Annotated in this window: 23 protein-coding genes and 1 tRNA gene; 15 read left to right on the forward strand and 9 right to left on the reverse strand. The window is 66.7% G+C overall.

Features of this window, described 5'->3' with window-relative positions:
- Window positions 1-105: 105 nt before the first annotated feature.
- The 6 genes from AC1DS0_RS23455 to AC1DS0_RS23480 all read right to left on the reverse strand — a co-directional run bounded on the left by AC1DS0_RS23455 (window position 106) and on the right by AC1DS0_RS23480 (window position 8,265).
- Window positions 106-1,242 carry a glycosyltransferase family protein gene (locus AC1DS0_RS23455; protein ID WP_476816654.1) on the reverse strand — a complete coding sequence of 379 codons (1,137 nt, stop codon included), beginning with the start codon at window positions 1,240-1,242 and terminating at the stop codon, window positions 106-108.
- A complete protein-coding gene (locus AC1DS0_RS23460; RefSeq protein WP_476816655.1) occupies window positions 1,239-2,510 on the reverse strand; it encodes a glycosyltransferase family 4 protein in 1,272 nt (423 codons plus the stop codon). The genes AC1DS0_RS23455 and AC1DS0_RS23460 overlap by 4 nt, the downstream gene beginning before the upstream one ends.
- Window positions 2,507-3,172, reverse strand: a complete 666-nt coding sequence (locus AC1DS0_RS23465) for a class I SAM-dependent methyltransferase (RefSeq protein ID WP_476816656.1) — start codon at window positions 3,170-3,172, stop codon at window positions 2,507-2,509. The genes AC1DS0_RS23460 and AC1DS0_RS23465 overlap by 4 nt, the downstream gene beginning before the upstream one ends.
- 92 nt (window positions 3,173-3,264) lie before the next feature.
- Window positions 3,265-5,064, reverse strand: coding sequence for an adenylate/guanylate cyclase domain-containing protein (locus AC1DS0_RS23470; RefSeq protein WP_476816657.1), 1,800 nt, complete (start codon window positions 5,062-5,064; stop codon window positions 3,265-3,267).
- A gap of 16 nt (window positions 5,065-5,080) precedes the next feature.
- Window positions 5,081-5,530, reverse strand: a complete 450-nt coding sequence (locus AC1DS0_RS23475; RefSeq protein WP_152015290.1) for a cyclic nucleotide-binding domain-containing protein — start codon at window positions 5,528-5,530, stop codon at window positions 5,081-5,083.
- Window positions 5,527-8,265: an ABC transporter transmembrane domain-containing protein gene (locus AC1DS0_RS23480; protein ID WP_476816658.1), complete on the reverse strand. Its 2,739-nt coding sequence runs from the start codon at window positions 8,263-8,265 to the stop codon at window positions 5,527-5,529. The genes AC1DS0_RS23475 and AC1DS0_RS23480 overlap by 4 nt, the downstream gene beginning before the upstream one ends.
- Window positions 8,266-8,584: 319 nt before the next feature.
- Here AC1DS0_RS23480 and AC1DS0_RS23485 point away from each other — a divergent pair, with 319 nt between their 5' ends.
- The 15 genes from AC1DS0_RS23485 to maiA all read left to right on the forward strand — a co-directional run bounded on the left by AC1DS0_RS23485 (window position 8,585) and on the right by maiA (window position 24,868).
- Window positions 8,585-10,468 (forward strand): ABC transporter ATP-binding protein, encoded by a 1,884-nt coding sequence (locus AC1DS0_RS23485; RefSeq protein ID WP_476816659.1) that lies wholly within the window; start codon window positions 8,585-8,587, stop codon window positions 10,466-10,468.
- Window positions 10,468-12,381: an ABC transporter substrate-binding protein gene (locus AC1DS0_RS23490; RefSeq protein WP_476816660.1), complete on the forward strand. Its 1,914-nt coding sequence runs from the start codon at window positions 10,468-10,470 to the stop codon at window positions 12,379-12,381. The genes AC1DS0_RS23485 and AC1DS0_RS23490 overlap by 1 nt, the downstream gene beginning before the upstream one ends.
- Window positions 12,382-12,386: 5 nt before the next feature.
- Window positions 12,387-13,385, forward strand: coding sequence for an ABC transporter permease (locus AC1DS0_RS23495; protein WP_152016214.1), 999 nt, complete (start codon window positions 12,387-12,389; stop codon window positions 13,383-13,385).
- A gap of 2 nt (window positions 13,386-13,387) precedes the next feature.
- The gene (locus tag AC1DS0_RS23500; protein ID WP_476816736.1) at window positions 13,388-14,560 is read left to right on the forward strand and encodes an ABC transporter permease; all 1,173 of its coding nucleotides are present in this window, start codon (window positions 13,388-13,390) and stop codon (window positions 14,558-14,560) included.
- A gap of 29 nt (window positions 14,561-14,589) precedes the next feature.
- On the forward strand, window positions 14,590-15,729 hold the full coding sequence (locus AC1DS0_RS23505; protein ID WP_476816661.1) for a glycosyltransferase family 4 protein: 1,140 nt from the start codon (window positions 14,590-14,592) through the stop codon (window positions 15,727-15,729).
- A complete protein-coding gene (locus AC1DS0_RS23510) occupies window positions 15,726-16,517 on the forward strand; it encodes a polysaccharide deacetylase family protein (protein ID WP_476816662.1) in 792 nt (263 codons plus the stop codon). The genes AC1DS0_RS23505 and AC1DS0_RS23510 overlap by 4 nt, the downstream gene beginning before the upstream one ends.
- Window positions 16,518-16,612: 95 nt before the next feature.
- Window positions 16,613-17,893: a glycosyltransferase family protein gene (locus AC1DS0_RS23515; RefSeq protein WP_476816663.1), complete on the forward strand. Its 1,281-nt coding sequence runs from the start codon at window positions 16,613-16,615 to the stop codon at window positions 17,891-17,893.
- 99 nt (window positions 17,894-17,992) lie between these two features.
- Window positions 17,993-19,228 (forward strand): metal-dependent hydrolase family protein, encoded by a 1,236-nt coding sequence (locus AC1DS0_RS23520; protein ID WP_476816664.1) that lies wholly within the window; start codon window positions 17,993-17,995, stop codon window positions 19,226-19,228.
- Between the two features lie 46 nt (window positions 19,229-19,274).
- Entirely contained in the window at window positions 19,275-20,075 is an 801-nt protein-coding gene (locus tag AC1DS0_RS23525; protein ID WP_476816665.1) for an ABC transporter permease, read from the forward strand.
- Between the two features lie 2 nt (window positions 20,076-20,077).
- Window positions 20,078-21,139, forward strand: coding sequence for an ABC transporter ATP-binding protein (locus tag AC1DS0_RS23530; RefSeq protein ID WP_476816666.1), 1,062 nt, complete (start codon window positions 20,078-20,080; stop codon window positions 21,137-21,139).
- A gap of 76 nt (window positions 21,140-21,215) precedes the next feature.
- Window positions 21,216-22,274, forward strand: a complete 1,059-nt coding sequence (locus AC1DS0_RS23535; RefSeq protein WP_476816667.1) for an ABC transporter substrate-binding protein — start codon at window positions 21,216-21,218, stop codon at window positions 22,272-22,274.
- Window positions 22,271-23,140 carry an ABC transporter permease gene (locus AC1DS0_RS23540; RefSeq protein ID WP_476816668.1) on the forward strand — a complete coding sequence of 290 codons (870 nt, stop codon included), beginning with the start codon at window positions 22,271-22,273 and terminating at the stop codon, window positions 23,138-23,140. The genes AC1DS0_RS23535 and AC1DS0_RS23540 overlap by 4 nt, the downstream gene beginning before the upstream one ends.
- 160 nt (window positions 23,141-23,300) lie before the next feature.
- Window positions 23,301-23,489: a twin transmembrane helix small protein gene (locus tag AC1DS0_RS23545; RefSeq protein ID WP_152015280.1), complete on the forward strand. Its 189-nt coding sequence runs from the start codon at window positions 23,301-23,303 to the stop codon at window positions 23,487-23,489.
- A gap of 100 nt (window positions 23,490-23,589) precedes the next feature.
- On the forward strand, window positions 23,590-24,195 hold the full coding sequence (locus AC1DS0_RS23550; RefSeq protein ID WP_476816669.1) for an acyloxyacyl hydrolase: 606 nt from the start codon (window positions 23,590-23,592) through the stop codon (window positions 24,193-24,195).
- A gap of 40 nt (window positions 24,196-24,235) precedes the next feature.
- Window positions 24,236-24,868, forward strand: a complete 633-nt coding sequence (gene maiA, locus AC1DS0_RS23555) for a maleylacetoacetate isomerase (protein WP_476816670.1) — start codon at window positions 24,236-24,238, stop codon at window positions 24,866-24,868.
- A gap of 4 nt (window positions 24,869-24,872) precedes the next feature.
- Here maiA and AC1DS0_RS23560 read toward each other — a convergent pair whose 3' ends face one another.
- The 3 genes from AC1DS0_RS23560 to cpdR form a co-directional block, all read right to left on the reverse strand.
- Entirely contained in the window at window positions 24,873-25,124 is a 252-nt protein-coding gene (locus AC1DS0_RS23560) for a hypothetical protein (RefSeq protein ID WP_476816671.1), read from the reverse strand.
- A gap of 177 nt (window positions 25,125-25,301) precedes the next feature.
- A tRNA-Val gene (locus AC1DS0_RS23565) sits at window positions 25,302-25,376 on the reverse strand.
- Between the two features lie 144 nt (window positions 25,377-25,520).
- On the reverse strand, window positions 25,521-25,880 hold the full coding sequence (cpdR, locus tag AC1DS0_RS23570) for a cell cycle two-component system response regulator CpdR (RefSeq protein ID WP_038363805.1): 360 nt from the start codon (window positions 25,878-25,880) through the stop codon (window positions 25,521-25,523).
- Window positions 25,881-25,966: the final 86 nt, after the last annotated feature.

Genomic DNA, 25,966 nt, shown 5'->3' on the forward strand with positions numbered 1-25,966 from the left:
GGTGTCCTGGAGCCGACCGAAAGGGAGGCGTGTAGAACCTCATTAAAGCGAAAGCGACGGAGCGGCAATTCGCAAGAGGCATGCCGTCCCTTCGCCGGCATGCATTCACGCACGGCCCGTGAGCAGCTTCGCGACCGCCGCGACGGAACCTCTCGCCCCGTCGAGATCGACTGTTGCAGCCGGCGGAGCGCCTTGCGCCAATGCCGTCTCGATAGCGGCAGCGAGCACCTGCGGCCCTTCGGCAAGTTTCACAACGCGCGCCAGCCCGGCCCGTTCCAGCGCCGCGGCGCGCAAGGCCTGCTCGGTCTCGTTGCCGGCGTCGAAGGGGACGAGCAGCGCCGGCCGCCCGGCCTGCAACAGGTCGAGCGCGGTATTGTAGCCGGCCTGGCTGATCGACAGCGAGCAGGCGGCGAGCAGCATCGGGAAATCCGGGCGCGCCCATTCGACCCTGGCGTTGGCAGGAGCCGATTGTCGCAGGGTGGCGAAGTCGGCCTCGGAGACACCGCGGCCGATCAGGAGATGGAAAGGCCGCTGCGGCAGCAATCGAGCCGCCGCGATCACGGTTTCGAACAGCGGCAAGGCTGCCGCCGAGCCGCCGCCGGAGATAAGGATTGTTCCGGAAGTGCCAACGGCTGATGCCGGTAACTCGGTTGGCTCCGCCAGATAGCCCGTATAGATCAGCTTGCCTGCGATCTCCGGCGTCATCGGCCAGGACGCTTCGAGCGGCAGCACACGCGGGTCGCCATGCACCAGCACCGCGTCGAACAGCGTGACGATCCGCCCGGCCGTCTCGGCCAATCGCTCCTGGCGCTGCGGCGCGACCAGCACGTCGCGGATCGACGACAGGGCGAGCGCACGTGGATTGGCCGCCTTCACCGCCTCGATCAGCGCCAGGAACTCGCCCGCGAGCTGGCGCCGGCCGAACGGGAAATGCTCGGTGATCACGACATCGGGCTGAAGATCCCTAGCAAGCACGACCAGCTGCTCGCGCCGCGCGGCAAGCCGCTCCGGCGTCGCGGCCCTACCGTCCTCGTCGAGCAGATTGCGGAAATCGGTTCCTTCGGTGCGCACCGGCGGCAACTGCACGAAGCGATAACCCGCCGCCTTGCCGTCCGGCATGCCGCCGCTGGCGAGCGTGACCTCGTGACCCGCGGCAGCCAGCGCCCGCGCCAGCTGCCGCGCCCGCACCAGATGGCCGATCCCGAGCAGATGGGTGACCGCGATCAGGATGCGCGCGCTCATGGCGCGCCATCGTCTTTGCCGGCGACCGCCGCCAGCAGCGCCCGGTGCACCCGCTCCAGCCCGGCCTGCGCCGAGAACTCGGTCCGCAACCTGTCGAAGGCCGCAGCGCCGAGCTTCGCGCGCCAGTCCGGATCGCGGGCCAGCCCCTCCAGCGCCTTGGCCAGGGCCGTGACGTCGCTCGGCCGCAGCAGCAGCCCTTCGCGGCCATGCTGCACGAACTCGGGAATGCCGGCGAAGTCGGTCGCGACGATCGGCAGGGCCTGGCTCGCCGCCTCCATCACCACATTGGGCAGGCCGTCGCGATCGCCATTCTCAGCCTGCTTCGAGGGCAGCACGAAGAGATCGGCCTCGCGCAGCGCCGCGACAACGACATCCTGCGCCTGCGGGCCGCGCCACTCGATCCGTGCCGCGAGGCCGAGCTTCTCGGCCTGCGCCTTCAAAGCGGCAAGCATCTCGCCGCCGCCGATATGGATGAGTCGCCAGTTCAAATCGGCCGGCAGGATCGCCAGCGCCGCAAGCAGGTCGTCAAAGCCCTTCTTCGCCACCGCCCGCCCGATGGTGATGAACCGCACCGGCTCGGCCGGATCGACGCCGTCGCGCAGCTCGCGCGCCTCCGGCGGTGCCGGAAACCGCGCGAGGTCGAGCCCGTGATAAAGCAGCGCGACCTTGTCGGGCCGGTCGGCGAGACGCATGAGCTCGGCATGACCGTCGCGGGTGCAGGTCACGCCCCAGCGCGCATCCGCGATCTTCTCACGCTTCTCCCAGTCCGGCGTCGTCCAGATGTCCTTGGCATGGGCCGAGAATGACCAGGTGAGGCCCCGGCTCAATGCCGCATAGCGGATCACCGAGGCCGGCGTGTGCAGGTAATGGACATGGAGATGGCGGGTCCCGACCGGCAGTTCGCGGGCCATCACGCAGGCCTGGCCGAAGCGGCGCAGGCGGTTGCGCGTCCGGTCGCGGAAGAGATCGCGCAGGAAGACGGCGAGTAGGCGCAGGATGCTCGGCCGCGCGAACGCGCTGATGACACCGCGCAGCACCCGCAGCCAGTCATCGTGCAGATATTCCGGCAGATAATGCAGCGGCGCCGTGATCTCCTGGTGCATCATGTGCCGCGCGCCATCGGTCGGATGGCGCAGCGACCAGATCGCGAAGGGCAGGCCGAGCCGCTGCAGACCGAGCAGCTCCTGGGCGATGAAGGTCTCCGACAGGCGCGGATAACCCTTCATCGCGATCGCGACCGCCGGTCCGGCAGGCTCTTCGCTGCTCATCTGCGGCCGATCAGCATGAAGCGGGTGTAGTTCTTCGTCGGCAGCGCGCCGGCGAACCACAGCTCCGACAGCCCAGCCTGCTCCTTGAAGGCCTCGAGCGAGGGCACGCAGCTGCGATGGTCGGGCTCGCGGACATAGTCGTTCGATTGCAGCAGCAGCGGCAGCCCGGCCGGCAGGCTGGCGATCCAGCCCGGCACATCGTCGAGATGCTCGCAGCTGGTGTTGATCACCAGCCCCGGCCGGCCACCCTCGGCCTGCTCGAAATCGAGCTCCATCATGTCGGCGGTCACTGCCCGGAACCGCCCCGCCGCGACATGGCGATGGTTGAGGATCTCGGCGATCGGCGCGCAATCGGGATCGATGTCGAGGCTGACCAGCCGCGAAACTGCCAGTCGCTCATTGGCCAAGAGCATGGCGCCGAGCACGCCGTGCCAGGCCCCGAGTACCCAGATCGGTCCATCCGGCTGCGGCAGGACCTCGGCCAGCGTCTCGACCAGCCAGCGCTTCGAGGCGATCTGCTTGGGATTGAAGGCGATCGAGATGTCGGCGCGCACCCCTTTTCCGACCAGCCGCGCGAGATCGGTGACGATCGCATCGCCGGTCAATGCCGCGACGCCGCGCAGGATGTCGTGCAGCGCCTCGCGGGAAATCTCGTCGGTCATCGAAACCCTGGCAATCGGGAGGTCGGAAGCGGCGGGACCATAGGGAGCCGGGCCGGGTTTTGCCAGCCGGGCTTGCTCGCTGCGAATTGGCCCTAGCCGCGATCCGGCCCCGGATCGGCCAGATCGGGTATTGAGTCCTTCGCCGCCGCAACCCAGCCACCAGCTTCGTCCTTGGCCTGCATGCCCTGTGCTGCATCCGAGCGGGCCTCGCCTGCCGGCGTGCTGCCGAAACCGTAGACCTGCATCGGCTTGTCGCGGCCCTTGACCGCGATCTTGTGTGGGACGGTATCACGATAGCTGCGGCCGGTCGCGCTCACCGTCTCGGCGGAGACGACGATGTCCGAGAGGAGCCGCCGCGTCGCCGCCTCGAGCTGGCTCGCGATCATCACGGTTTCGCCGACGGTGATCTCGCGCCGCCCCATGCTCTCGTTCTCGACCGCGCCGACGATCGCCTGGCCGCCATGGATGCCGATGCCGATGCGCAGCGGTAATGGCAATGAATTCGAGTACTCCCGGTTGAGCGCCTCGACCGCGCGCACCATGTCGCCGGCCGCCGCGATCGCCGCCGCGCCCGCCCGCGCCGGCGTCGTCTCCAGGCCGAACACCGCCATCAGCCCGTCGCCGTAGATCGCCTCGATCCGCCCGCCATGCGCCGCGATCGCCTGGGACATCTCGTCATAGAAGCGGTTGAGCAGGGTCATCAGGTCGTGCGGCAATTGCCGCTCGGACAGCGCGGTGAAGGCTCTGAGGTCCGCGACCATTACCGTCAGCCCCTTCTTGCCGATCCGGTCATCTGGATCGATCGTCCCCGACGGGCCGGCGCCGCGCTGCTTGGCGGCGAGCAGGATCTGGACCTGGAGGTCGCGCTTGGGCCTGATCTGGCAGGCGAGCCGGACATGGTCGCCAGCCGAAATCCGGCGCAGCAGCCGCGCTTCGTTCGGGCCAGGCGGCGGCAGGTCGTCGGCGCCGTCGAGCACCAGAACGCGGCAGGTGGCGCAGCGCGCCCGCCCGCCACAGAGCGCGGCATGGGGAATGCCGAAGCGCCGGAATATCTCGAGCAGGGTCGGGCCGGGAATGACGCGGCGCACGCCGTGGCCGACGAAGCGCACCGCGATGGCGCCGAGCGCCCGCGCCCGCAGCTCGCGCAACACGACGAAGCCGGCAAAGCCCCCGATCAGGCCGAAGAAGGCGCGCTTGGCCCAGGTTACATGCAGATTGAAGGCATCGACCTGGTTGGCCGTGTAGAGCTCGGGCGGGAGCGCCATCATCTGGGCTTCGCGGCCTGCCACCGAGAAGCCTATGATGGCCAGCAGCGGTATCAGGATCGCAACGAGCAGGAACGGATCGCGCCAGCGCGCATAGGCGTCGCGTGCCCGGAAGGTGAAGTGCAGGCCGATCACGCCATGCGTCCAGACGAGCAGGAGCAGGAAGCTCTGCGACAAGGCGAGGCCCGGCCAAAGCCGGCGCAGCACCGCGTGATAGCTCTCGTCCTGGCCGAACAGGGACCCCTGAACCCGGGTGCCGACGATATGGTCGATCAGCAGCAGCGGGATCGCGACGCCGAGGATGATCTGGATCACTTCGCGCATCGGCATGCGGAAGGTACGTCGCTGCGCCACGCGCAGCAGGGCGAAGACCGGATGGACGATGAGCGAGCCGTAGAGCGCGACCGTGCCGACCCAGCTGTGCCAGAACCAGTAGCGCCACTCCTGCGCCGCCTCCATCGCCGCAACGCCGAAGATGCCGAGCGCGTGATTGAGGAAATGCGTGGTCGCAAAGACCATCAGGATGCAGCCGGAGGCGAAGCGCACGTCCCGGCTCCAGGACGACATCTGGTCGAAGCCTGAGGCGGCGGGCTTGCGCCCCGCCGGCGTGCTCGGAATCGCTGTCATCGGCGCACCCGGCGCTTCAATGTGTCTTCTCGCCATGCAGGACGGAGTCGGCCAGGCGATAGAGCCGCCCGGCGAGATCGCGCGACAGCGCGACCGAGAACTCCGGAATATTGTCGAGCAGTTCGAAGAACAATGTCCGCGGCAGGCGCAGCGCCACCACGTCGGTCTTGGCGGTCGACCGCGCCGCATAGGTCTGGTTGCAGAGCAGGGGCACGTCGCCGATCAGGCTGCCGCTCGCGAGCCGGAAGGTCTTCGACCGTCCTTCCGGCGCCTCGTGCGAGAGCTCGACCTCGCCTTCCAGCACGCAATAGACCTCCTCCGGCTTGTCGCCCTCTTCGGTGATGACGGTGCCGGCCGGGAAATGCAGCCGCTCGCCCATCAAGGCGAGCAGCTTCAGCCGCGGCCCCGGCAGCCCGCGGAACAGGGGGATCGACTTCAGGCAGCCTATATCGCTCTCGAGCGTCATGTCCTTGCCCCGATCGGAACCGCGCCATTGGAAATCGGCAGATCGTCCTGCAGATCGTCCGCCTCGTCGCTGGCTCCGCCTTTGCTGCCCACCCGGGCCACAGCTCCGTTGAATACGATCTTCTCAGGGATATCGGCAGCCAGCCCCTGATCGGTCAAGAGCAGGAACGTCGTCTTGTCCTGGCAATAATGGCCGATACGCCGGATCAGGCCGCCGGGATCGGCGCAGGTGACGGCGAAGGCATCGAGATCGAGCACCAGGATATCGGGCCGCTTGATCAGCGCCTGCGCCAGCGGCACCATCAGCCGCAGCCGCAGCGGCAGATAGCGGCCACGCAGCCCGACATCGGTGCCCAGCCCCAGGCGATAGGCTGCCGAATCGAGTCCGGCGCGCGACAATGCCGCCCGGGCGATCTCCGCCACCTTGCGACCGGCATCGGGGACGCCGAAGCCGATACGCCCGAACAGCAGGTTGTCGCGCACGCTCGCGCCGTGGATCACATCAGCCGGATCGTAGAACTCGATCTCGTCGGCCTTCTCGCCGGGCAGATAGGTCTTGAAGCTATGCCGGGCCCGCAGCACCCGTCGGCGCAGGGCGATGTCGAGCAGATTGAGCCGGTGCTTGGGCTCGACATAGCCGAGCGCGAGCGCGACGAGCTCGCGCTGCACGGTCGGATCGAGCAGACCGCGCCGGTCGTGCCGCCGCAGCGCCTCGGCCAGTTCGCCGAGCTTCTCCAGGTCGATCTCGCCGCCGAAGGCGTAGCGCTCGAACAGGATGTGGCCCTGCGGCAGGCCGGCGAAGATCTCGACCAATGTCGAGGCGATGCGCCCGCCGATCTCGGCCAGCGGTTCCTCCAGCGCCTCGGCCTGCAGCACCGAGCGGGCGTAAGCGTCCTCGAGCAGGAAGTCGGCCGGCTGGCGGCCATTGCGCATCGCGCCGAAAACGAGATTCTCCGCGATCGTCGCATTGGCGTTGTAGCGGTCGAGGTCGAAGGTCTCGATCAATCCGCCGAGCTTGGTCTTGGTCAGTTCGGCCGCGACGACCTTGCGCGCCTCGACGATGCGCTCGGCCGCGCCTTCGGGCAGCGGCGCGATCACCTTGGCATCGAGGCCGAGCTCATAGATCTCGTCGGCGCAGCCGAGCGTGTCGAGCACGGCGAGCATCCGCTCGTCCAGCGCCTCCTCGCCGTCGAGGCCCACACCTTCATAGTCGTTCCAGTCGGCGCCGAAGGGCAATGGCGTGTTGCCGGCCCGCAGCGCCTCAATGAAGCGGCGATGCTCGTCCTGGTCGACGGCGCGGTCGGGCTTGACCACCGGCCGCTTGCGCTTCAGCGGCAGCAGGATGTTGTCGCGCAGCGAGCCGTTGATGATCTCGATCTCGGGGCCGGCATAACCGATCAGATGGCTGGCGCGCTCGACGCTGATTGCGGACAGGGGCTCGCCATCGATCAGCACACGCCCGCCATAGCTCATCGTCTGCCGGCCGAGGATACGGCCGAGGGTGTCGCGGCCGCTGCCCGCCGGCCCGATCAGCGCGACCTTCCCTGGCCGGTTCAAGCGCAGGCTCAGCGGCGCCAGCAAAGGCTGGCCGCGATTGTCGACCATATCGAGCTTGTCGAGCCTGATCTCGCCGCGCGGCGCCAGCGGCGCGATCTCGCCCTTCTCCTCCAGCGTGACCACCTCGCTCGGATTGAACTGCTGGATCACCTGTTCGTATTTGATGGTGACGTCGTTGCGCTGCTGCTCCCAGTCGATCAGCTCCTTGATCGGCGGCGGCAGGTCGCGATAGGCCGCGATCACCGCGACGAGCTGTCCGATGTCGAGCCGGCCCTGCAGGGCGAAGAAGCCGCCGATCGCATAGAAGAAGAAGGGCGTGATCTGCGCCAGCAGGTTGTTCAGGAACTTGACCGCGAATTTGCGCTTGTAGAGCGCATAGCGGATGTCGAAGAGCGTCCCGAGCCGGCCGGCGATGTCCGACTGGATATAGGAGGTCGCGCCATTGCCCTGGATGGTCGGCCCGGCATCGACGATCTCGCCGATCCGGCCCGCAAGCTGGCGCGAGGCGATCTGGCGCTCGCGGCCGAGACGCAGTTGCTCCTTGCGCAGGATCGGGATGATCACCGCCTGCATCAGCACGATGACCAGCGCGATCGAGCCGAGCCAGACGCTCTGCATCATGATGAAGGCGAGCGCGGTCAGCGCCTGGCTGAGCAGGAAGGCCGGCTGGATGAAGGCGTCGCCGACGAAGCTGCCGATCGGCTCGACCTCGTCCTTGATCATGCTGGCGACCTCGGCCGGCTTGACCGAGCGGATCTCTTCCGGCCGGAAGCGCATGAGCTGGCTGAACAGGTCGTAGCGCATGCGCCGGAGCATGCGCTCGCCGAGCACGCCCTTCTGCAGATTGACGATGTATTTGAAGCCGCCGTTGATCAGGACGAGCGCGAGGAAATAGAAGCTCAGTGTCAGCAGCAGCCCGAGCTGGCCGACCTTGAAGCCTTCGGAGAGCTGGACACTGCCGCCGCCGAGGATATCGGGCCAATGCAGCGTCCAGTCGAACACCGTCGCCGTCGTCTTGCCATCCTTGAAGGCGCCGCCCTGGATGGCGTCGTTGACGATGCGCTTGGGGACGTCGAAGGACAGCCAGTTGAACGGGATCGAGACGAGGATCACGAGCAGAACGATGATCTGCTCCCGGCGACTCTTCTGCCAGACGTAACGGAAGAGGCTTCTCTCCAAGGGGCTTTCCCATCCCGTATCCAGAAGAGCGGACACTCTGCCGGCTTGCCCCCATATGGGGGCAGTTCACTCCGCCGCGCAACACGTTGCGGGACTCGACAAGTCCGGCGAATTCAAGTTCGGTCGAGGCAGGCGGCGTAGCCGGGAGCATCGCCCTGTTGCAAGATCGTCATCGAGACGGGACAAGGACGGCGGACAGGAGAGCGCAGACGCCGCACCATAGCGGGAGGAGACGCTTCGGCGGCAAATCGATCGGCACCGCGGCGTAGATCGCGGGTCCGGTACCACGAACATCAGGGGACGACGGCGGCAGCCGCAGATGAACATTCTCGAGATCAACGACCTCCGGATCGGCTTCACCATCCATGGCTTCGCTCGCGATGTCGTGAAGGGCGTCGATTTCCGCATTCCGGCCGGCAAGACCGTCGCGCTCGTCGGCGAGTCCGGCTCCGGCAAGTCGGTGATCTCGCAGGCGATCATGGGGCTCCTGCCGCGGGCCGGCGCCGTTACCGGCGGAAGCATCCTGTTCCGCGACCCGCAGACGCCTGACGCCGCCACCGACATCGCCACCCTTCCCGCCGAGGGCAAGGAGATCCGCGACCTGCGCGGCGGGCGCATCGGCATGATCTTCCAGGAACCGATGTCCTCGCTCTCGCCGGTCCACACCATCGGCAACCAGATCGAGGAAGCGCTGCAGCTGCACCGGCCGATGCCGAAGCCGCAGGCGCGCGAGCTGATCGAGGCGATGCTGAAGCGCGTCGGCTTCAAGGACCCGGCCCGCGCCTATGATTTCTACTCCTTCGAGCTCTCCGGCGGCCTGCGCCAGCGCGCCATGCTGGCCATGGCGCTGATCTGCCAGCCGGCCCTGCTGATCGCCGACGAGCCGACCACGGCGCTCGACGTCACCATCCAGGCCCAGGTGCTCGACCTGATGCGCGATCTCCAGGCCGAGATGGGCATGGCAATCCTGCTGATCACCCATGATCTCGGCGTCGTCGCCAACATGGCCGACGAGGTCGTGGTGATCTACCATGGCGAGATCATGGAGAGCGGCCCGGCCGAGGACATATTCCGCCGCCCGCAGCACCCCTATCTCAAGGCGCTGCTCAAGGCCTCGCCGCATTTCGACATGCAGGAGGGCGAGCGGCTGGTCGCCCTGCGCGAGGCGCGCCCGCGCGTGCCGGCCGCGCCGAAGCAGGCACTGGCCGCGCAAGCTCACGATCAGCGAGCGCCGCTGCTGGCGGTCCGCAACGTCCACAAGACCTATACGACCCATTCGAGCCGCTTCTTCGGCAAGGGCACGACCTCGACCGTGACCGCCGTCAACGATGTCAGCTTCGACATCGAGCGCGGCGAATGCCTCGGACTGGTCGGCGAGAGCGGCTGCGGCAAGACCACGCTCAGCAAGCTGATCATGCGGGCGCTGACACCGGATTCAGGCGAGATCCGCTTCGACGACGGCAAGGACTGCGTCGACCTCCTCTCGCTGCAGGGCGAGGCGCTGCGCCGGTTCCGCCCCAAGCTGCAGATGATCTTCCAGGACCCCGTCTCGTCATTGTCGCCGCGCATGACCGTGATGAACCTCCTGCGCGAGCCCCTCGTCATCCACGAGCGCGGCGACAGCGCCGAGCAGAAGGCTCGCGTCAAGGCCCTGATGGACGATGTCGGGCTCGATCAGCGCTTCCTCTCGCGCTATCCGCACTCCTTCTCCGGCGGCCAGCGCCAGCGCATCGGCATCGCCCGCGCGCTCGCGCTCGACCCCGAGCTGATCATCTGCGACGAGCCGGTCTCGGCGCTCGACGTCTCTGTCCAGGCGCAGATCCTCAACCTGCTCAAGGACCTGCAGGCCGAACGCGGCCTGACCTTCCTGTTCATCTCGCACAATCTCGCCGTGGTGAACTACATGGCCGACCGCATCGCGGTGATGGCGAACGGGCGCATCGTCGAGCTCGCACCGCGCCATACGCTCTTCACCGCGCCGGTCCACCCCTACACCAAGGCGCTCTTGAAGTCGGTGCCCTTCGCCGATCTCGACCGCAAGCTCGACTTCAAGCTGGCTGCGCCCGGCGGCGCTTCCGACACCCGCCACTGGCCGGCCTCCTTCAAGCCCGACGCGCAAGGCGAACCGCTCGCCCATCTCGATCTCGGGGCCGGTCATCTCGTCCTCGCCAAGCCCGGCGCCGATGTCAGGGAGCTCGCCTGATGCGAATCGCGCGCCGGAGCTTTCTCGTCGGGACGGGCGCCGCCCTCCTCGCACCGCGGCTCGGCCTCGCCGGCGTCGAGACGCTGATCGACAGCCCGGCGCTCGCCGCCAAGGTCACGGCCGGCGAACTGCCTGGTCTCGCCGAGCGCCTGCCGAAATCGCCACGACTGATCAACGTGGCGGCAATGGGCCGCGCGCCCGGCCGGCACGGCGGCACCATGCGCATGCTGATGGGCGACCAGCGCGACATCCGCATGATGACGATCTATGGCTACACCCGTCTCGTCGTCTACGATGACAAGCTGGAGCTCGCGCCCGATCTGCTCGAGAGTTTCGAGGTCGAGCGCGGCCGCGTCTTCACCTTGCGGCTGCGGGCCGGCCACCGTTGGTCCGACGGCCACCCCTTCACCGCCGAGGATTTCCGCTATTGGTGGGAGGACGTCGCCAACAACAAGCGGCTCTCGCCGGGCGGACCGCCGCAGGCGATGGTGATCTCCGGCCAGCCCTGCCGCTTCGAGATCCTTGATGAGCTGACACTGCGCTACAGCTGGGCCGAGCCGAATCCGGTCTTCCTGCCTGCGCTCGCCGGCGCCCAGCCGCTCTATATCGCCATGCCGGCGCATTACCTGAAGCAGTTCCACCAGCGCTATGCCGGCAAGGAGGAGCTGGAGCAGAAGATCAAGAACGGTCGGGTCAAGGACTGGGGCTCGCTGCACGAGCGCTTCTCGCGCCAGTACCGGCCGGAGAACCCCGATCTGCCGACGCTCGACCCCTGGCGCAATACCACCTCGATCCCGGCCGAGCGTTTCACTTTCGTTCGCAACCCCTATTTCCACCGGGTCGACGAGAACGGTCGGCAGCTCCCCTATGTCGACGAGGTCACGCTGACCATCGGCAGCTCGGCGCTGATCCCGGCCAAGACCGCAGCCGGCGAGACCGACCTGCAGGCCCGCTATCTGCGCTTCGAGGACTATACCTTTCTCAAGGGCGCTTCGAAGCGGATGAATTTCGAGGTCAGGCTGTGGAAGCGGGCCGAGGGCGCCTCATTCGCGCTGATGCCTAATCTCAACGCGATCGATCCGACCTGGCGCGATCTCAACCGCGATGTGCGCTATCGCCGCGCGCTCTCGCTCGCGATCAATCGCCGCGACATCAACCGCGTCATCTACTTCGGGCTCGCCAAGGAGAGCGGCAACACCGCTTTGCCCGAGAGCCCGCTCTATGATGCGGCGCTGGCGCAGCTCAACATGACGCCGGATCTCGCCGAGGCCAACCGCCTGCTCGACGAGATCGGCTTGTCCAAGCGCGACGGCGAGAAGATCCGCCAGTTCCCGGATGGGCGGCGCCTGGAATTCACAATCGAGACCGCTGGCGCCTCGACCGAGGAGACCGACATCCTCGACCTGATCAAGCAGGACTTCATCGCGATCGGCATCAAGATCCACCCGCGCTCGAGCCAGCTCGATGTCTTCCGCCGTCGCATCCTCGCCGGCCAGACGATCATGTCCGGCTGGACCGGCATGGACAACGCGCTGGTCGCGGCCGAAATGGAACCGGACGCGCTGGCGCCCACCTCGCCCGCCCAGTTCAACTGGCCGCGCTGGGGCCAGTATTTCGAGAGCGGTGGCCGCGAAGGCGAAGCGCCCGACAGTCCGGAGGCAAAGGAACTCGTTGCGCTCTACAAGGCTTGGCGGCATTCAGCGACCCATCAGGAGCGCCGGGAAATCTGGCAGACGATGCTGAAGATCAACGCCGAACAATTGTTCACGATCGGCGTGGTCAACGCCACGCTGCAGCCGGTCGTGGTCGCCAAGACGCTACGCAACCTGCCTGAAAATGGCCTCTACAGCTTCGAGCCGGGCGCCTTCTTCGGCCGCTACATGCCGGACACGTTCTGGTTCGAGGGGAAGTAATCGTGCTGCTGAAGTACATCTTCAAGCGCATCCTGGTGATGATCCCGACGCTGTTCGTCACCAGCGTCCTGATCTTCACCGTGATCAACCTCCCCGAGGGCGACTATTTCGAGACGATGGTCGCCGAGATGCAGGCCCAGGGCGAGAAGGCGGATATGAGCCGCGTCGAGTTCCTGAAGAAGGAATACGGCTTCGACAAGCCCCCGGCCGAGCGCTATTTCTGGTGGGTCACCGGCCTTCTGCGCGGCGACATGGGCTACTCCTTCGAGTACCAGCTGCCCGTGCGCGACATCGTCGGCGACCGCCTGTTGCTGACCATGGTGGTCTCCTTCTTCACCATCATCTTCACCTGGATCGTCGCCTTTCCGATCGGCATCTACTCGGCGACGCACCAGTACAGCTGGGGCGATTACGGCCTCACCTTCATCGGCATGCTCGGCCTCGCCATACCGCATTTCCTGCTGGCGCTGATCTTTCTCTATTTCGCCAATATCTGGTTCGGCACCTCGATCGGCGGCCTTGTCGACCCGCAATATCTCAACCAGCCGATGAGTTGGGCCAAGTTCAAGTCGGTGCTGGAGCACCTCTGGATTCCGGTGATCATCATCGGCGCCGGCGGCACCGCCGGCATGATCCGCAAGCTGCGCGCCAACCTGCTCGACGAACTTCAAAAGCAGTACTACGTCACCGCCCGCGCCAAGGGCCTGCCGCCGGGCAAGGCGCTGCGCAAATATCCGCTGCGCATGGCGCTCAACTTCTTCATCTCGGATATCGGCGACATCCTGCCCTCGATCGTCTCCGGCGCCGAGATCGTCGCGATCGTGCTCTCGCTCCAGACTACCGGCCCGCTGTTGATCCGGGCGCTGCAGAGCCAGGACATGTACCTCGCCGGCTCCTTCCTGATGTTCCTGTCCTTCCTGACCGTGATCGGCGTGCTGATCTCCGACATCGCGCTCGCCATTCTCGATCCGCGCATCCGCCTGCAGGGGACGGCGACCAAGTGACGATGCCTCCCGCCCCACAGGCTTCCGAGCCGCTGCCGCATCGCTGGTCGACCGCGCCGTTCGAGCCCTATGCGATCGAGAAGATGTCGCCCGAGCAGGAGCGGGTCTATCTCGCGCCGCAATGGAAGCTGATGTGGTGGAAATTCCGCAAGCACAGGCTCGCGGTGATCTCCGGCGTCGTCATCCTGCTGATGTACCTGTCGGTCGCGATCTGCGAGTTCCTGGCGCCCTATCACTACACGACGCGCAACACCGACTTCATCCGCGCCCCGCGGCAGGAGCTGCATCTCTTCCACGAGGGCAGCTTCGTCGGGCCCTTCGTCTATCCGTATGTCCAGCGCCTCAACATGGAGAACCTGAAGCGCGAATATGACGTCGACGAAACCAAGCCGCAGAAGCTCCGCTTCTTCTGCCGCGCCGACAATTACGAGTTCTGGGGCCTCATCCCCGGCAATCTCCACCTGATCTGCCCGCCCGAGGGCGGCACGCTCTATCTGCTCGGCACCGACCGGCTCGGGCGCGACATGTTCTCGCGCATCCTCTATGGCGGGCGGATCTCGCTGACCATCGGCCTGCTCGGCGTCAGCGTCTCCTTCGTGCTCGGCATCATCATTGGCGGCATCGCCGGCTACTATGGCGGCAAGGTCGATCTCATCGTCCAGCGCGTCATCGAGATCGTGCAGTCGCTGCCGCATATCCCGCTCTGGCTGGCGCTGGGGGCGATCATGCCGCCCTCATGGAGCCCGTTGCTGGTCTATTTCGGCATCACCGTGATCCTCGGACTGATGGACTGGACTGGGCTCGCCCGCGCCGTGCGCTCGAAGCTGCTGGCGCTGCGCGAGGAGGATTATGTCGTCGCCGCCCAATTGATGGGCGCCAAGCCCGCCCGCATCATCGGCCTGCATCTCGTGCCCGGCTTCATGAGCCATCTCATCGCCGCCGCGACGATCACCATCCCCAAGACCATTCTGGGCGAGACCGCGCTGTCCTTTCTCGGTCTCGGCCTGCGCCCCCCGATCACCAGCTGGGGCGTGATGCTGAACGAGGCGCAGAACATCAACGTCGTCGCGCTCTATCCCTGGCTGCTCTACCCTTGCGTCCCGGTGATCGTCATCATCCTCGCCTTCAACTTCCTCGGCGACGGCCTGCGCGATGCGGCCGACCCGTATCGCTGAAGCCTGCTCGCGCCATCGCAAGACCTTTCGTGAAGATCGCATTCCACACGCCGCTCAACCGCTACGGCAACGGCGCCCCCTCCGGCGACCGGCTGATGGCGCGCCAGCTGGTGACGCTGCTGGAAGACCTCGGCCATGCCGTCGAGATCGTTCCGGCGCAGCGCAGTTTCATGCGCGAGCCTGACCCCGCAGTGCTCGCCGCGCATCGGGCCGCAGCGCAAGGCGTGATCGCGGCGCTGACTGAGCGTTGGCAGGCGCCGAAAGCCCGGCCTGACCTGTTCTTCACGTATCACTGCCACTACCGGGCGCCGGATCTGATCGGCCCGGCCTTGGTCGAGCGCTTCGACCTGCCCTACCTGATTGCCGAAGCCAGCGATGCGCAGAAGCGCTTTACCGGCCCCTGGGCCGAGGCGGCGGCGCTCGCCCGCACCGCGATCCTGCATGCCGATCTGCATCTCTGCATGACGGCGCGCGATCGGGAGGGCCTGAACCGGCTCATCCCGAAGCCGGAGCGCCTGATCGACCTGCCGCCCTTTCTGCTTGGGGTCGAGGACGTTCTGGAGCATTCCGCCGCTCCTCGCGAGGCAAACGAGCCGGTGCGCCTGATAGCCGTCGCGATGATGCGCCAGGGCAACAAGGCCGCCTGCTACCTCTTCCTCGCCCGCACGCTTGCCCACATCGCCGACCTGCCCTGGACACTGACGCTGATCGGCGACGGCCCCGAGCGTCCTGCCATCGGGGCCGCCTTTGCCGGCTTTCCGCCCGGTCGCGTTCGCTTTCTCGGGCGGCGCGAGCGCGCCGACATCCTCGCGCAGCTCGCCTCTCACGACCTCTTCGTCTGGCCCGGCCTCAACGAGGCTTATGGCGTGGTCTATCTCGAAGCGCAGGCCGCGGGGCTTCCCGTGGCAGCGCTCGACAGCGGCGGCGTGCCCGCCGTCGTGGCGCGCGATCGCACCGCACTGCTCACCCCCGATGGCGACGAAGCCGGGCTGGCGGCAACGATCGCGCGGCTGGTCAAAGATTGCGGCTTACGCGCCCGCATGGGTATCGCAGCGCAAGTGTTCGCGCGCCAGGAACGCAATGGCGACAGCGCCCGCAAAATCCTCGCCAGCGCGCTGGACGCCGCCATCGCTCGGCACGGCCGCAAAGCCTTGGAGACCGTACTGTGACCGAGGATGCGGCATGGTCCGCCCTCTTCGCCGAGCTCGACCGGTGGGTCGCCGCCGGCAAACGCCTCGATCTCTGGCTGCGCGACGACGACGCGACCGTGCCGAGCGACCAGCTCGACCGGCTGGCAGCCCTTGCCGGGCGCTTCACGATCCCTGTGCTGCTCGCCTCGATCCCGCTGCTGGCACAGGACACTCTGGCACGACGGCTCGAGACCGCACCGCTGCTGCGCCCCTGTCAGCACGGCGCCCGGCATAGCAACCACGCGCGCCCCGGCGAAAAGAAGAGCGAGTTCGGCCTTCACCGGCCGCTTCCGGAGATTCTCGCCGAGATCGCCCTCGGCCAAGAGCGCCTGCGCGAGCTGTTCGGCAGCCGCTTCCTTCCGGTCTTCGTGCCCCCTTGGAACCGCATCCATCCCGATGTCGCGGCGAAACTGCCCGGCCTCGGCTTTGTCGGCCTGTCCTGCTTCCGCAATTTCGCGCTCGGGCCGGCCGGCGGCCCTCACCTCGTCAACACTGATCTCGACCTGATCGACTGGCACAATGGCCGCGTCGGCCGGCAGCCCGGCGACCTCCTGACCGAGATGGTCCAAACGCTCGCCATTCGCCGCGCGAGCCCGGAATCGAACCAGCCTTTCGGCCTGCTGCTGCACCATCACGATCACGACAGCGCGGCCTGGGACTTTCTCGCGAATCTGCTGGAGCGGCTCTCCGGTCACGCAGCTGTCGCATTCCCCAGCCCCGATGCGCTCTTCGGCGCTGCAACAAACTTGGCAACAGACTTGGATTGACGCGCCGCCGGCGCTATGGTTTTGGCCAGTTCGGGTGCGTTCCTTGCGTCCCCCCGGAGGCCATCTGACCTTCAAGCAGAGGACGCGACGCGCGCATGGGCCTCAGTCTGATCGATGATAGCGGGGTGCGCCGCCCGCCATGCAGCCCGCATGCGCCGCGCGTCCTGATCTATAGCCATGACACCTTCGGCCTCGGCCATATCCGCCGCTGCCGGGCGATCGCGAATTCGCTCGTCGCGAGCTATCCTCATATATCAGTGATCATCGTCTCCGGCTCGTCGATGATCTCCAGTTTCCAGTTCGGCGACGGCGTCGACTATGTCCGTATTCCCGGCATCGAGAAGCAGAGCGACGGACGCTACCTGCCGCATCATCTCAATCTCGAGCTCGCCGATACCATCCGGCTGCGCACCGACCTGATCAAGCAGACGGTGCTCTCCTTCGACCCGGACATCGTCATCGTCGACAAGGAGCCGATCGGCCTGCGCGGCGAGCTCATCCCCTCGCTCGAGATCCTGCGCCGGCGCGGCGCCCGTATCGTGCTGGGTGTGCGCGACGTGCTGGACGAGCCGGCCAAGCTGCATGAGGAGTGGCGCCAGAGCGGCGCGCTCGACGCGCTCGCCACCATCTATGACGACATCTGGGTCTACGGGCTGGACAGCATCTACCGGCCGCTCGACGGACTGCCGAACCAGCATCTCTTCGCCGACAAGATCCGCTATACTGGCTATCTCAAGCGCGCCGTGCCCTCGCCCATGCCGCCGAACCGGCATCCGCGCATCACCAAGGGCCCGTTCATCCTGGTGACGCCCGGCGGCGGCGGCGACGGCGCCGGCGTGATCGACTGGGTGATCTCGGCCTATGAGACCGACCCGACCATCGAATTGCCGGCGCTGATCGTCTTCGGCCCGTTCATGTCGCGCGAGAAGCGCAAGGAGTTCACCGAGCGCATCGCCAAGCTGCCGAAGCTGGAAAGCATCGGCTTCGAGCCGCGTCTCGAACTCTTGATGAACCGCGCCCACTGCGTCGTCGCCATGGGCGGCTACAACACCTTCTGCGAGATCCTCTCCTTCGACAAGCCGGCGCTGATCGTGCCGCGCGTCCGGCCTCGTCTCGAGCAGGCKATCCGAGCCGAGCGTGCCGACAGCCTGCGTCTGATCGACGTGCTGTTCGACCCGACCCAGACCGGCGCGAGCGCGCGCGATCCGCTCGAGATGGCCAAGGCGCTGCACGCGCTGCCCAAGCGCCTGCCGCCCTCGCAGGCCTTCCTGCCGGACCTGCTCGACGGGCTGCCGGCGATCAATCGCGCCCTCGCCGACGATCTCTCGCCACCGGTCCGTGGCCGGGCGCTGGCGCAGAACGCCGCCGCCGGCTGATCAGAAAAGGCGACCCCGCCGCACCATTGCGCGCAAGGCGTGATGGACAGGGCCCGCGAAGCTCATAATATATCAGGAGCTTTGCCGGGAGACGCCGCCATGACGCAGGTCCTGTTCCGCAATTTCGCGATGCTGGAGCCAGGTCATGGCGAGCTGCGCAAGGGCTATGAGCTGCTTGTCGAAGGCGAGCTGATCCGTGAGGTCTCCGACAAGCCGATCAAGGCCGACAAGGCAGTCGTTATCGACTGCGGCGGGCGTACGCTGATGCCCGGGCTGATCGACAGCCATGTCCACGTCATGCTGTCGGAAGTCTCGATTCCCTTGCTCGAAAAAGTCCCGCTGACGCTGGCCACCGCCCGTGCCGCCCGGTTGATGAAGGGCATGATCGACCGGGGCTTCACCTCGGTGCGCGACACCGGCGGCGCCGACTGGGGCATCAAGGAAGCGGTCGATAAGGGCGATGTCCCCGGCCCGCGCCTGTTCATCGCCGGCGCCGCGATCGGCCCGACCGGCGGCCATAGCGACCCGCGCCGGCGCACCGATTTCGGCGCGCGCTGCCATTGCTGCAATGCCATGGCCTTTACGATGAACGTCTCCGATGGCGTCTCCTCCGTCATCAAGTCGACGCGCGAGCAGATGCGGCTCGGGGCCGACCACATCAAGATCATGATGTCGGGCGGCGTCGCCTCGCCTTACGACCCGCTCGACTCCATGCAGTTCACGGTCGAGGAGGTCACGGCCGCCGTCACCGAGGCCAAAGCCTTCGGCCGCTATGTCTGCGCCCATGCCTATACGCCCGAAGCCATCACCCGCGCCGCGCAGTGCGGCGTGCGCGCCATCGAGCACGGCAACCTGATCGACGAGGCCTCGGCGAAGCTGATGGCCGAGAACAACATGGTCCTGACCGCCAACCTCGTCGCCTACTATGCGATGCGCGAGCGCGCCGCCGAGTTTGGCATGAATGCCGACATGCTCGCCAAGAACGACCTCGTCATCGATGGCGGCCTGAAATCCCTTGAGATCTGCAAGCGCGCCGGCGTGCCCGTCGCCTATGGTTCCGACCTGCTCGGCCAGCTCCAGGTCGACCAGTCGCGCGAGTTCCTGCTGCGCCGCGAGGTGCTGTCGCCTATCGAGATCATCCGCTCGGCCACCACCATCGGCGCGCAATTGCTGCGCATGGAAGGCAAGCTCGGCACGCTACGTGCAGGGGCTTATGCGGACATCATCCTGGTCGACGGCGATCCGCTGAAGAGCCTGGAGCTGTTCCAGGATCAGGGCGCGAAGCTCCCTGTGATCATGAAGGGTGGCACCTTCCACAAGAATACGCTCCACTGAGCGCGCACATGGCGATGAAGAGGGCTGGAATTTGAGCGCCGCACGCATGAGCCTGGGACGCCTTGCGCTGAACGGCGCCGCGGCGCTCTCGCTCGGCTTCATCCTGCTGCCGCTGTTCTTCGTCTTCTGGCTGGCCTTCTTCCGCCAGGAGATCCCCTCCTTCCCGCCGGAAGGCTATTCGCTGAAGTGGTTCCAGGCGGCGGCGAACAACAAGCCCTTCGTCGACGGCTTCCTGCTCAGCCTGCAGGTCGGCGTATCGGCGACGCTGATCGGGCTCGTGCTCGGCGTGCCCGCCAGCCTCGCATTGATGCGCCATCGCATCGCGCTCGGGCCCGCGATCAACACGCTTCTGCTGCTGCCGCTGGTGATGCCGGGCATCGTGCTCGGCACCTCGCTCTACGTCTTCCAGATCGAGACCGAGATCGCGACCGGTCTGCCGGTGATGGGCTCGGCTGGCGGCCTCGTCGCCGCCCACAGCCTCGTCGTCATCCCCTGGGTGGTGAAGCTCGTCACCGCCAGCCTGGCCGGCTTCGACCGCACCATCGAGGAAGCCGCGCAGAATCTCGGTGCCGGCCCGTGGACGACCTTCCGACGTGTCACCTTGCCGAGCATCAGGCCAGGCCTCGTCGCCGGCTCGCTGTTCGGCTTCGTCACCTCCTTCGGCAATCTCGAGATGAGCCTGTTCCTGGTCGGACCCGGCCGCACGACGCTGCCGATCGCGATCCTGCAATATCTCGAATGGAAGATCGATCCGACGGTCGCAGCCGCCTCGGTCATCCAGATCGTCCTGATCGGAGCGGCGATGATCATCACCGACCGTTACGTCAAGCTGAGCCGGGTGGTCTGAACATGGCGAAGCTCTCGATCGAGCATCTGCGCAAGGTCTATGGCGAGTTCACCGCCGTCGACAATTGCAGCATCGACATCGCCGAAGGGGAGTTCCTCGTCCTGCTCGGCCCCTCCGGCTGCGGCAAGACCACGACCCTGCGCATGGTCGCCGGCTTCATCCAGCCGACGGCGGGCAAGATCACCATCGGCGAGCGCGACGTCACCAACCTGCCGCCCTGGAAGCGCAATTGCGGCCTGGTCTTCCAGTCCTATGCGCTGTTCCCGCATATGACGGTCGCCGAAAACGTCGCCTTCGGCCTGGAGATGCGCAAGATCGCGCCTGCCGACCGCGGGCCCCGCGTCACCGAGGCGTTGCGGCTCGTGCGCCTGACCGGTCTCGACGAGCGCTACCCGCGCCAGCTCTCCGGCGGCCAGCAGCAGCGCGTCGCGCTTGCCCGCGCGCTCGCCGTGGAGCCCGATGTCCTGCTGCTCGACGAGCCGCTCTCCAATCTCGACGCCAAATTGCGCCAGGAGGTCCGCGTCGAGATCCGTGACCTGCAACGCAAGCTCGGCCTGACCACCATCATGGTCACACACGACCAGGAGGAGGCCCTCACCATGGCCGACCGGCTGGTGGTGATGGAAAAGGGCAAGGTCCGCCAGATCGGCACGCAGCGCGAGCTCTACGAGAAGCCGGCCGACCGCTTCGTCGCCGGCTTCATCGGCCGCAGCGCCTTCCTCGACGGCGCCATGGCGCAGGCCGGGCGCTTCCGCAGCGGCGGCGGCCTCGACATCAGCTGCAAGGCGGCCGCGGCAGGCCCGGCGACGCTGGCGCTGCGGCCCGAGCGCCTCGCCATCGGCGCCGAGGCTGAAAGCTGCGCCAATCGCTTCCCGGCCCGGGTCGAGCACGTCTCCTATCTCGGAGCGCTGCTCGACATCGATGTCCGGCTGACCGAGCAGGACCGCATCCTGCTGCAGGTGCCCAATCGCCAGGGCGCGGCCGAGCCGAAACCGGGCGACATGATCACGATAGGCTGGGCCGAAGACGCCGGGCTCGTCTATCCGCGCGAGCCGAAGGCATGACGCCGAAAAGTGGATTCCGGTTTTCGGACCACGTCATGCCCCAAAATCTCGACCGGCGTCCAACAGGGGAACGAACATGAAAAAAATCGATAGACGCGATGTCCTGAAGGGCCTGGCCGTCGGCGCTGGCGCCGCAGTCGCCATGCCTGCGCTCGGCGGGCGGGCGCAGGCGCAGTCCGGCGGCAAGGTCGTGGTCGGCACCTGGGGCGGCGACTATGCCCGCCTGCTGACCAAGAACATCGAAGACCCCTTGCTCAAGCCCAAGGGCCTCGAGGTCCTGCAGGACCAGGCCGGCGACGCACCGCGCCGCGCCAAGATGGTGGCCGAGCGCCGCCTGCCGCGCGGCACGGTCGACATCCAGGGCTTCTCGGCCGCCAACATGTTCGAGATGAACGAGGCCGGCGCGACGGAGACGCTCGACTACTCGAAGATCCCGAACGCCAAGAACCTCCTGCCGACGATGAAGTATCCGTACGGCATCGGACACATCTATTCCGGCAACGTCGTCATCTACAATCCGAAGCTGATCAGCCCGGCCCCGACCGGCTTCAAGGACTGGCTCGATCCGAAATGGGGCAACAAGATCGGCTTCATCGACATCCAGTACCAGGCGATCATGATCGCCGCCTCGATGGCCGCCACCAATGGCGCCAGCATGAACGAGATCGAGAAGGCCAAGGAGGTCCTGCTCGCGGTCAAGAAGGCCGGCGCGCGCGTCTACCCGACCAACGAGGCCTTCGCCCAGGCGATGAAGAACGAGGAGGTCGGCATCAGCGCGATCTGGAAGGCGCGCGTGGTGCAATGGCAGAACGCCGGCATCCCCTGCGAGGCGGTCTCGCCGGTCGAGGGCATCCCGGCTTACGTCTCCGGCTTCGTCATCGCCAAGAACGCGCCCAACAAGGACAACGCCTACGCCTATATGAACGCCATGCTGGCCAAGGAGCCGCAGGAGGCCTTCGCCGTCGACATGGGCTATAACGGCACGGTCTCCGGCCTGTCCGTCGCGCCCGACCTGCAAAAGCGCATCGGCTTCACCCCGGACGAGGAGAAGCGCATCAAGGATCTCGATTACGCCTTCCTCGCCAAGAACGATTCGGCGATGAAGGAGTGGTGGGACAAGGTGTTCAAGGGGTGAGCATCGCCCCCGAACCTGTCGCGGGTGCCCGCACCAGCCTTGCCGGGATGCTCGTCGTCCCGGCGACGCTCTTCGTCGCGATCGGGCTGATCGGCCCTGTCGCGATCCTGTTCCGCTATTCGCTCAACCAGTTCATTCCCGGCCAGTTCATGGTCGACGGGCTGACGATCGAGAACTACGTCAAGTTCTTCACCGACGGCTTCTATCTCAACGTGCTCTGGCGCACGGTCCGCGTCGCCGTGATCTGCACCATCGTCTGCCTGATCATGGGCTTCCCGCTCGCCTATGTGCTGGCGCGCACGCAGAGCCGCTTCAAGAACCTCCTGATCATGCTGGTGGTACTGCCGCTCTTCGTCGGCAACGCCGTGCGCGCCGCCGGCTGGATGACCGCCTTCGGCAGCAAGGGCGCGCTCAACGCCTCGCTGATGGGCCTTGGCCTGATCGACCAGCCGCTCGAGATCATGTTCACCGAGACCGCCGTGATCATCGGCATCATCGCGGTCAACCTGCCCTTCATGGTGCTGACGCTGCAGAGCGTGATCGAGGGCATCAACCGCAATGTCGAGGAAGCCGCCTTCAGCCTCGGCGCCGGCCCGGCGGCGATGTTCCGCCGCGTGCTCTGGCCGCTCGCCATGCCCGGCATCCTCGCCGGCACGATCCTGACCTTCATCCTGGCGATGAACGCCTATGCCACGCCGGTCCTGCTCGGCGGCCCGAAATTCCAGACCATGGGTCCGCTGGTCTACGGCCAGTTCGCCCAGCAGAACAACTGGCCCTTCGGCGGCGCGATCTCTTTCATCCTGATGACGGCGACGCTGCTTCTCACGATCGCCGCCAACCTGATCGTGCAGCGACGCTATCGTTGAGAGGCTGATCAACAGTTCAGCCCTCATCCTTCGAGACGCCGCTTCGCGGCTCCTCAGGATAAGGGCTGCAGGAGGTTCCTGGATCGCTTTCCCCAAGCTGTGGCGCTTCGCCGCCGTGGCCATGCTGGTCAACCGTCCCCGCGAGGATTAAAGCACGGCGATGAACGTCTCCTCCGCCATCGTCCCGATCGCCGTCGGCGCCGTTGCCGTCGTGCTGCTGCTCGGCCTGGTCAACATGCTGCGCGGCGGCAGCGCCAACACCTCGCAGAGGCTGATGCGGCTGCGCGTCGTGCTGCAGTTCATCGCGATCCTGGTAATCCTGGGCGTGCTCTGGTGGCGTGCCGGCTGATCATTGCGCAATGCGCAAGGGCGGCGTCGTCACATTGCGGCCACCACTCTCTGCGCTTTTCTAATCTTTAAAAGCTCCGCTGAAAGCCCGTTTCTCTGTCATGGTTCGCGTCGCGTCGCTGTTCGCTGTCCTCTCGGTCCTGTCTGTGCCCGCGCTGGCGCAGAGCGACCGTGGCGGCACCCGTGCGCTCGGCTATGCCCCCGCGACGGAAGCGCCGGCTCCCGCCTGGGAGGCTCGCTTCGGCCTCGGTGCCGCCAATCCCGGCGGGCGCGAGAGCGGCCTGCTCAATGTCGGCGGCGAACTGCTGACGCCGCGCATCGCCAGCCTGAACGACCGCCTCGCCAACGCCTTCGTGCCACGCTTCCATCTCGGCTCCAGCCTCAACGTCAACGGCACGCAATACGCCTATGCCGGCGCGACCTGGACCTTCGACGTCTCGCAATCGGTTTTCCTCGAGGCGAGCCTCGGCGCCGCCGTCAACAACGGCAAGACCGGCTTCGTCGTTCCCGAGAACCGCCTGAATGTCGGCTGCAACACCGGCGCGCGCAGCGCCGCCGCCCTCGGCTTCCGCCTCAGCGACCGCTGGAGCCTGATCGCGACGCTGGAGCACTTCAGCACCACCGGCTGCTCCGACAATCCCGTCGCCAACGCTGGCAATCCGCGCGGCCCCTCGAATTTCGGTGCCCGCCTCGGCTATACTTTCTGAAGCCGGTCGCTTCGAGCCGGCCTTCTCGGGAGGCGGCACGATGAAGCTGCATGGCTATTTCCGCAGTTCGGCCGCCTGGCGCGTGCGCATCGCGCTCAACCTCAAGGGCCTCGACGTCGAGCACGTCTCGCACCATCTGCGCCATGGCGAGCAGCGCGACCCCGCCTATCTCGCCCTCAACCCGCAGGGGCTGGTGCCGACGCTGGAGCTCGACGACGGCACGGCGCTGACCCAGTCGCTTGCTATCATCGAATGGCTCGAGGAAACGCAACCCGAACCGGCCTTGCTGCCGAAGCACCCTGTCGAGCGGGCCAAGGTCCGTGCCTTCGCCCAGGCGATCGCCTGCGACACCCATCCGGTCCAAAATCTCAAAGTGCTCAACCGGCTGCGCGAGCTCGGCCATGACGGGGATGCGGCCCTGGCCTGGGCGGCGAGCGTCAATGTCGATGGTCTCTCTGCCTGCGAGCAGCTCGCGGCGAACAATCCCGGTCCGTTCTGCTTCGGCTCGCAGCCCGGCCTCGCCGATATCTGCCTCGTGCCACAGCTCGGCAATGCCCGGCGCTTCAAGGTCGATGTCGCCCAGTTCCCGCGCCTGCTGCGGGCGGAGGCGGCTGCTATGGAGCTTGCCGCCTTTCGCGATGCCACACCCGACCGTCAGGCCGACGCCGAATAAAGCGTCACCAGCGCCGATAGGGCCACGGCCCCCAATACGGGCCATAGAAGCCGGAAGTCTCCAGCCGCGCCCGGCGCGAGGCCGAGCGGTCGAGATCGACCTCCATCAGGCAATTGGCGAAGCCCTCCGCTCCCGGCTTGAACCCGTAGGAGCGGCAGCGTGCTTCATCGGCGCTGCGCTGCTCGGCCGCCGTCATGCAGCCACCGAGGGCGGCGGCGATCCCGAGCGCGATAAGGGCTGTCCAGCGCATGTCCAAACCTCCGGGCCAGACGACAATCCGGAGCCTGCGCCGCGAATCGGAGAGCTCGGCAGAGCAGGCACCGCGGCAACCGATAGCACCCTGCGCTTCGCCAGCCCACAGTCGCAAGCCTGCCGCCAAAGCAAGACGGCCGCCCTGTCGGGCGGCCGTCTGTCCTTGGATCCAAGGAGAAAATGGTGGGCGCGACAGGGATCGAACCTGTGACCCCTACGATGTCAACGTAGTGCTCTCCCGCTGAGCTACGCGCCCGTTTCGCCCGAAAGCGTCCGGAACGACACCGGCCCGAGGGCGGTATCGCTGCGAGGTGGAGGGGCTATAGCGGAGGCGTGCGCGCCTTGCAAGGCGCTTCGTCGGCTTCTTTGCAAGAAGCTGTGTTCGGCCCCTGCCCAGCCCTCACGCCGCCAGCAGCTTCTCGACCTCGTTGACCAGCTCACGCAGGTGGAAGGGCTTCGACAGCACCTTCGCATCCTTCGGCGTCTGCGAATCCGGATTGAGCGCCACCGCCGCGAAACCAGTGATGAACATCACCTTGATGTCGGGATCGAGCTCGGTAGCGCGGCGCGCCAGCTCGATTCCGTCCATCTCGGGCATGACGATGTCGGTCAGGAGCAATTCGAACGGCTCCTCGCGCAGCCGGTTATAGGCCGATAGCCCGTTGTCGAACGAGGCGACGTCATAGCCTGCATTCTGCAGCGCCTTCACCAGGAAGCGGCGCATGTCGTTATCGTCTTCGGCCAGGAGGATCTTGGTCATGGCGCCTTGCTTCATCCGTGATGTTGCACCGAGCCCACGCCGCCCTGCCCGTTGGCCGGAAGCCGATTCGCTCGTTCGTCGTCCCT

Source organism: Allobosea sp. P4_H5 (assembly GCF_056400825.1).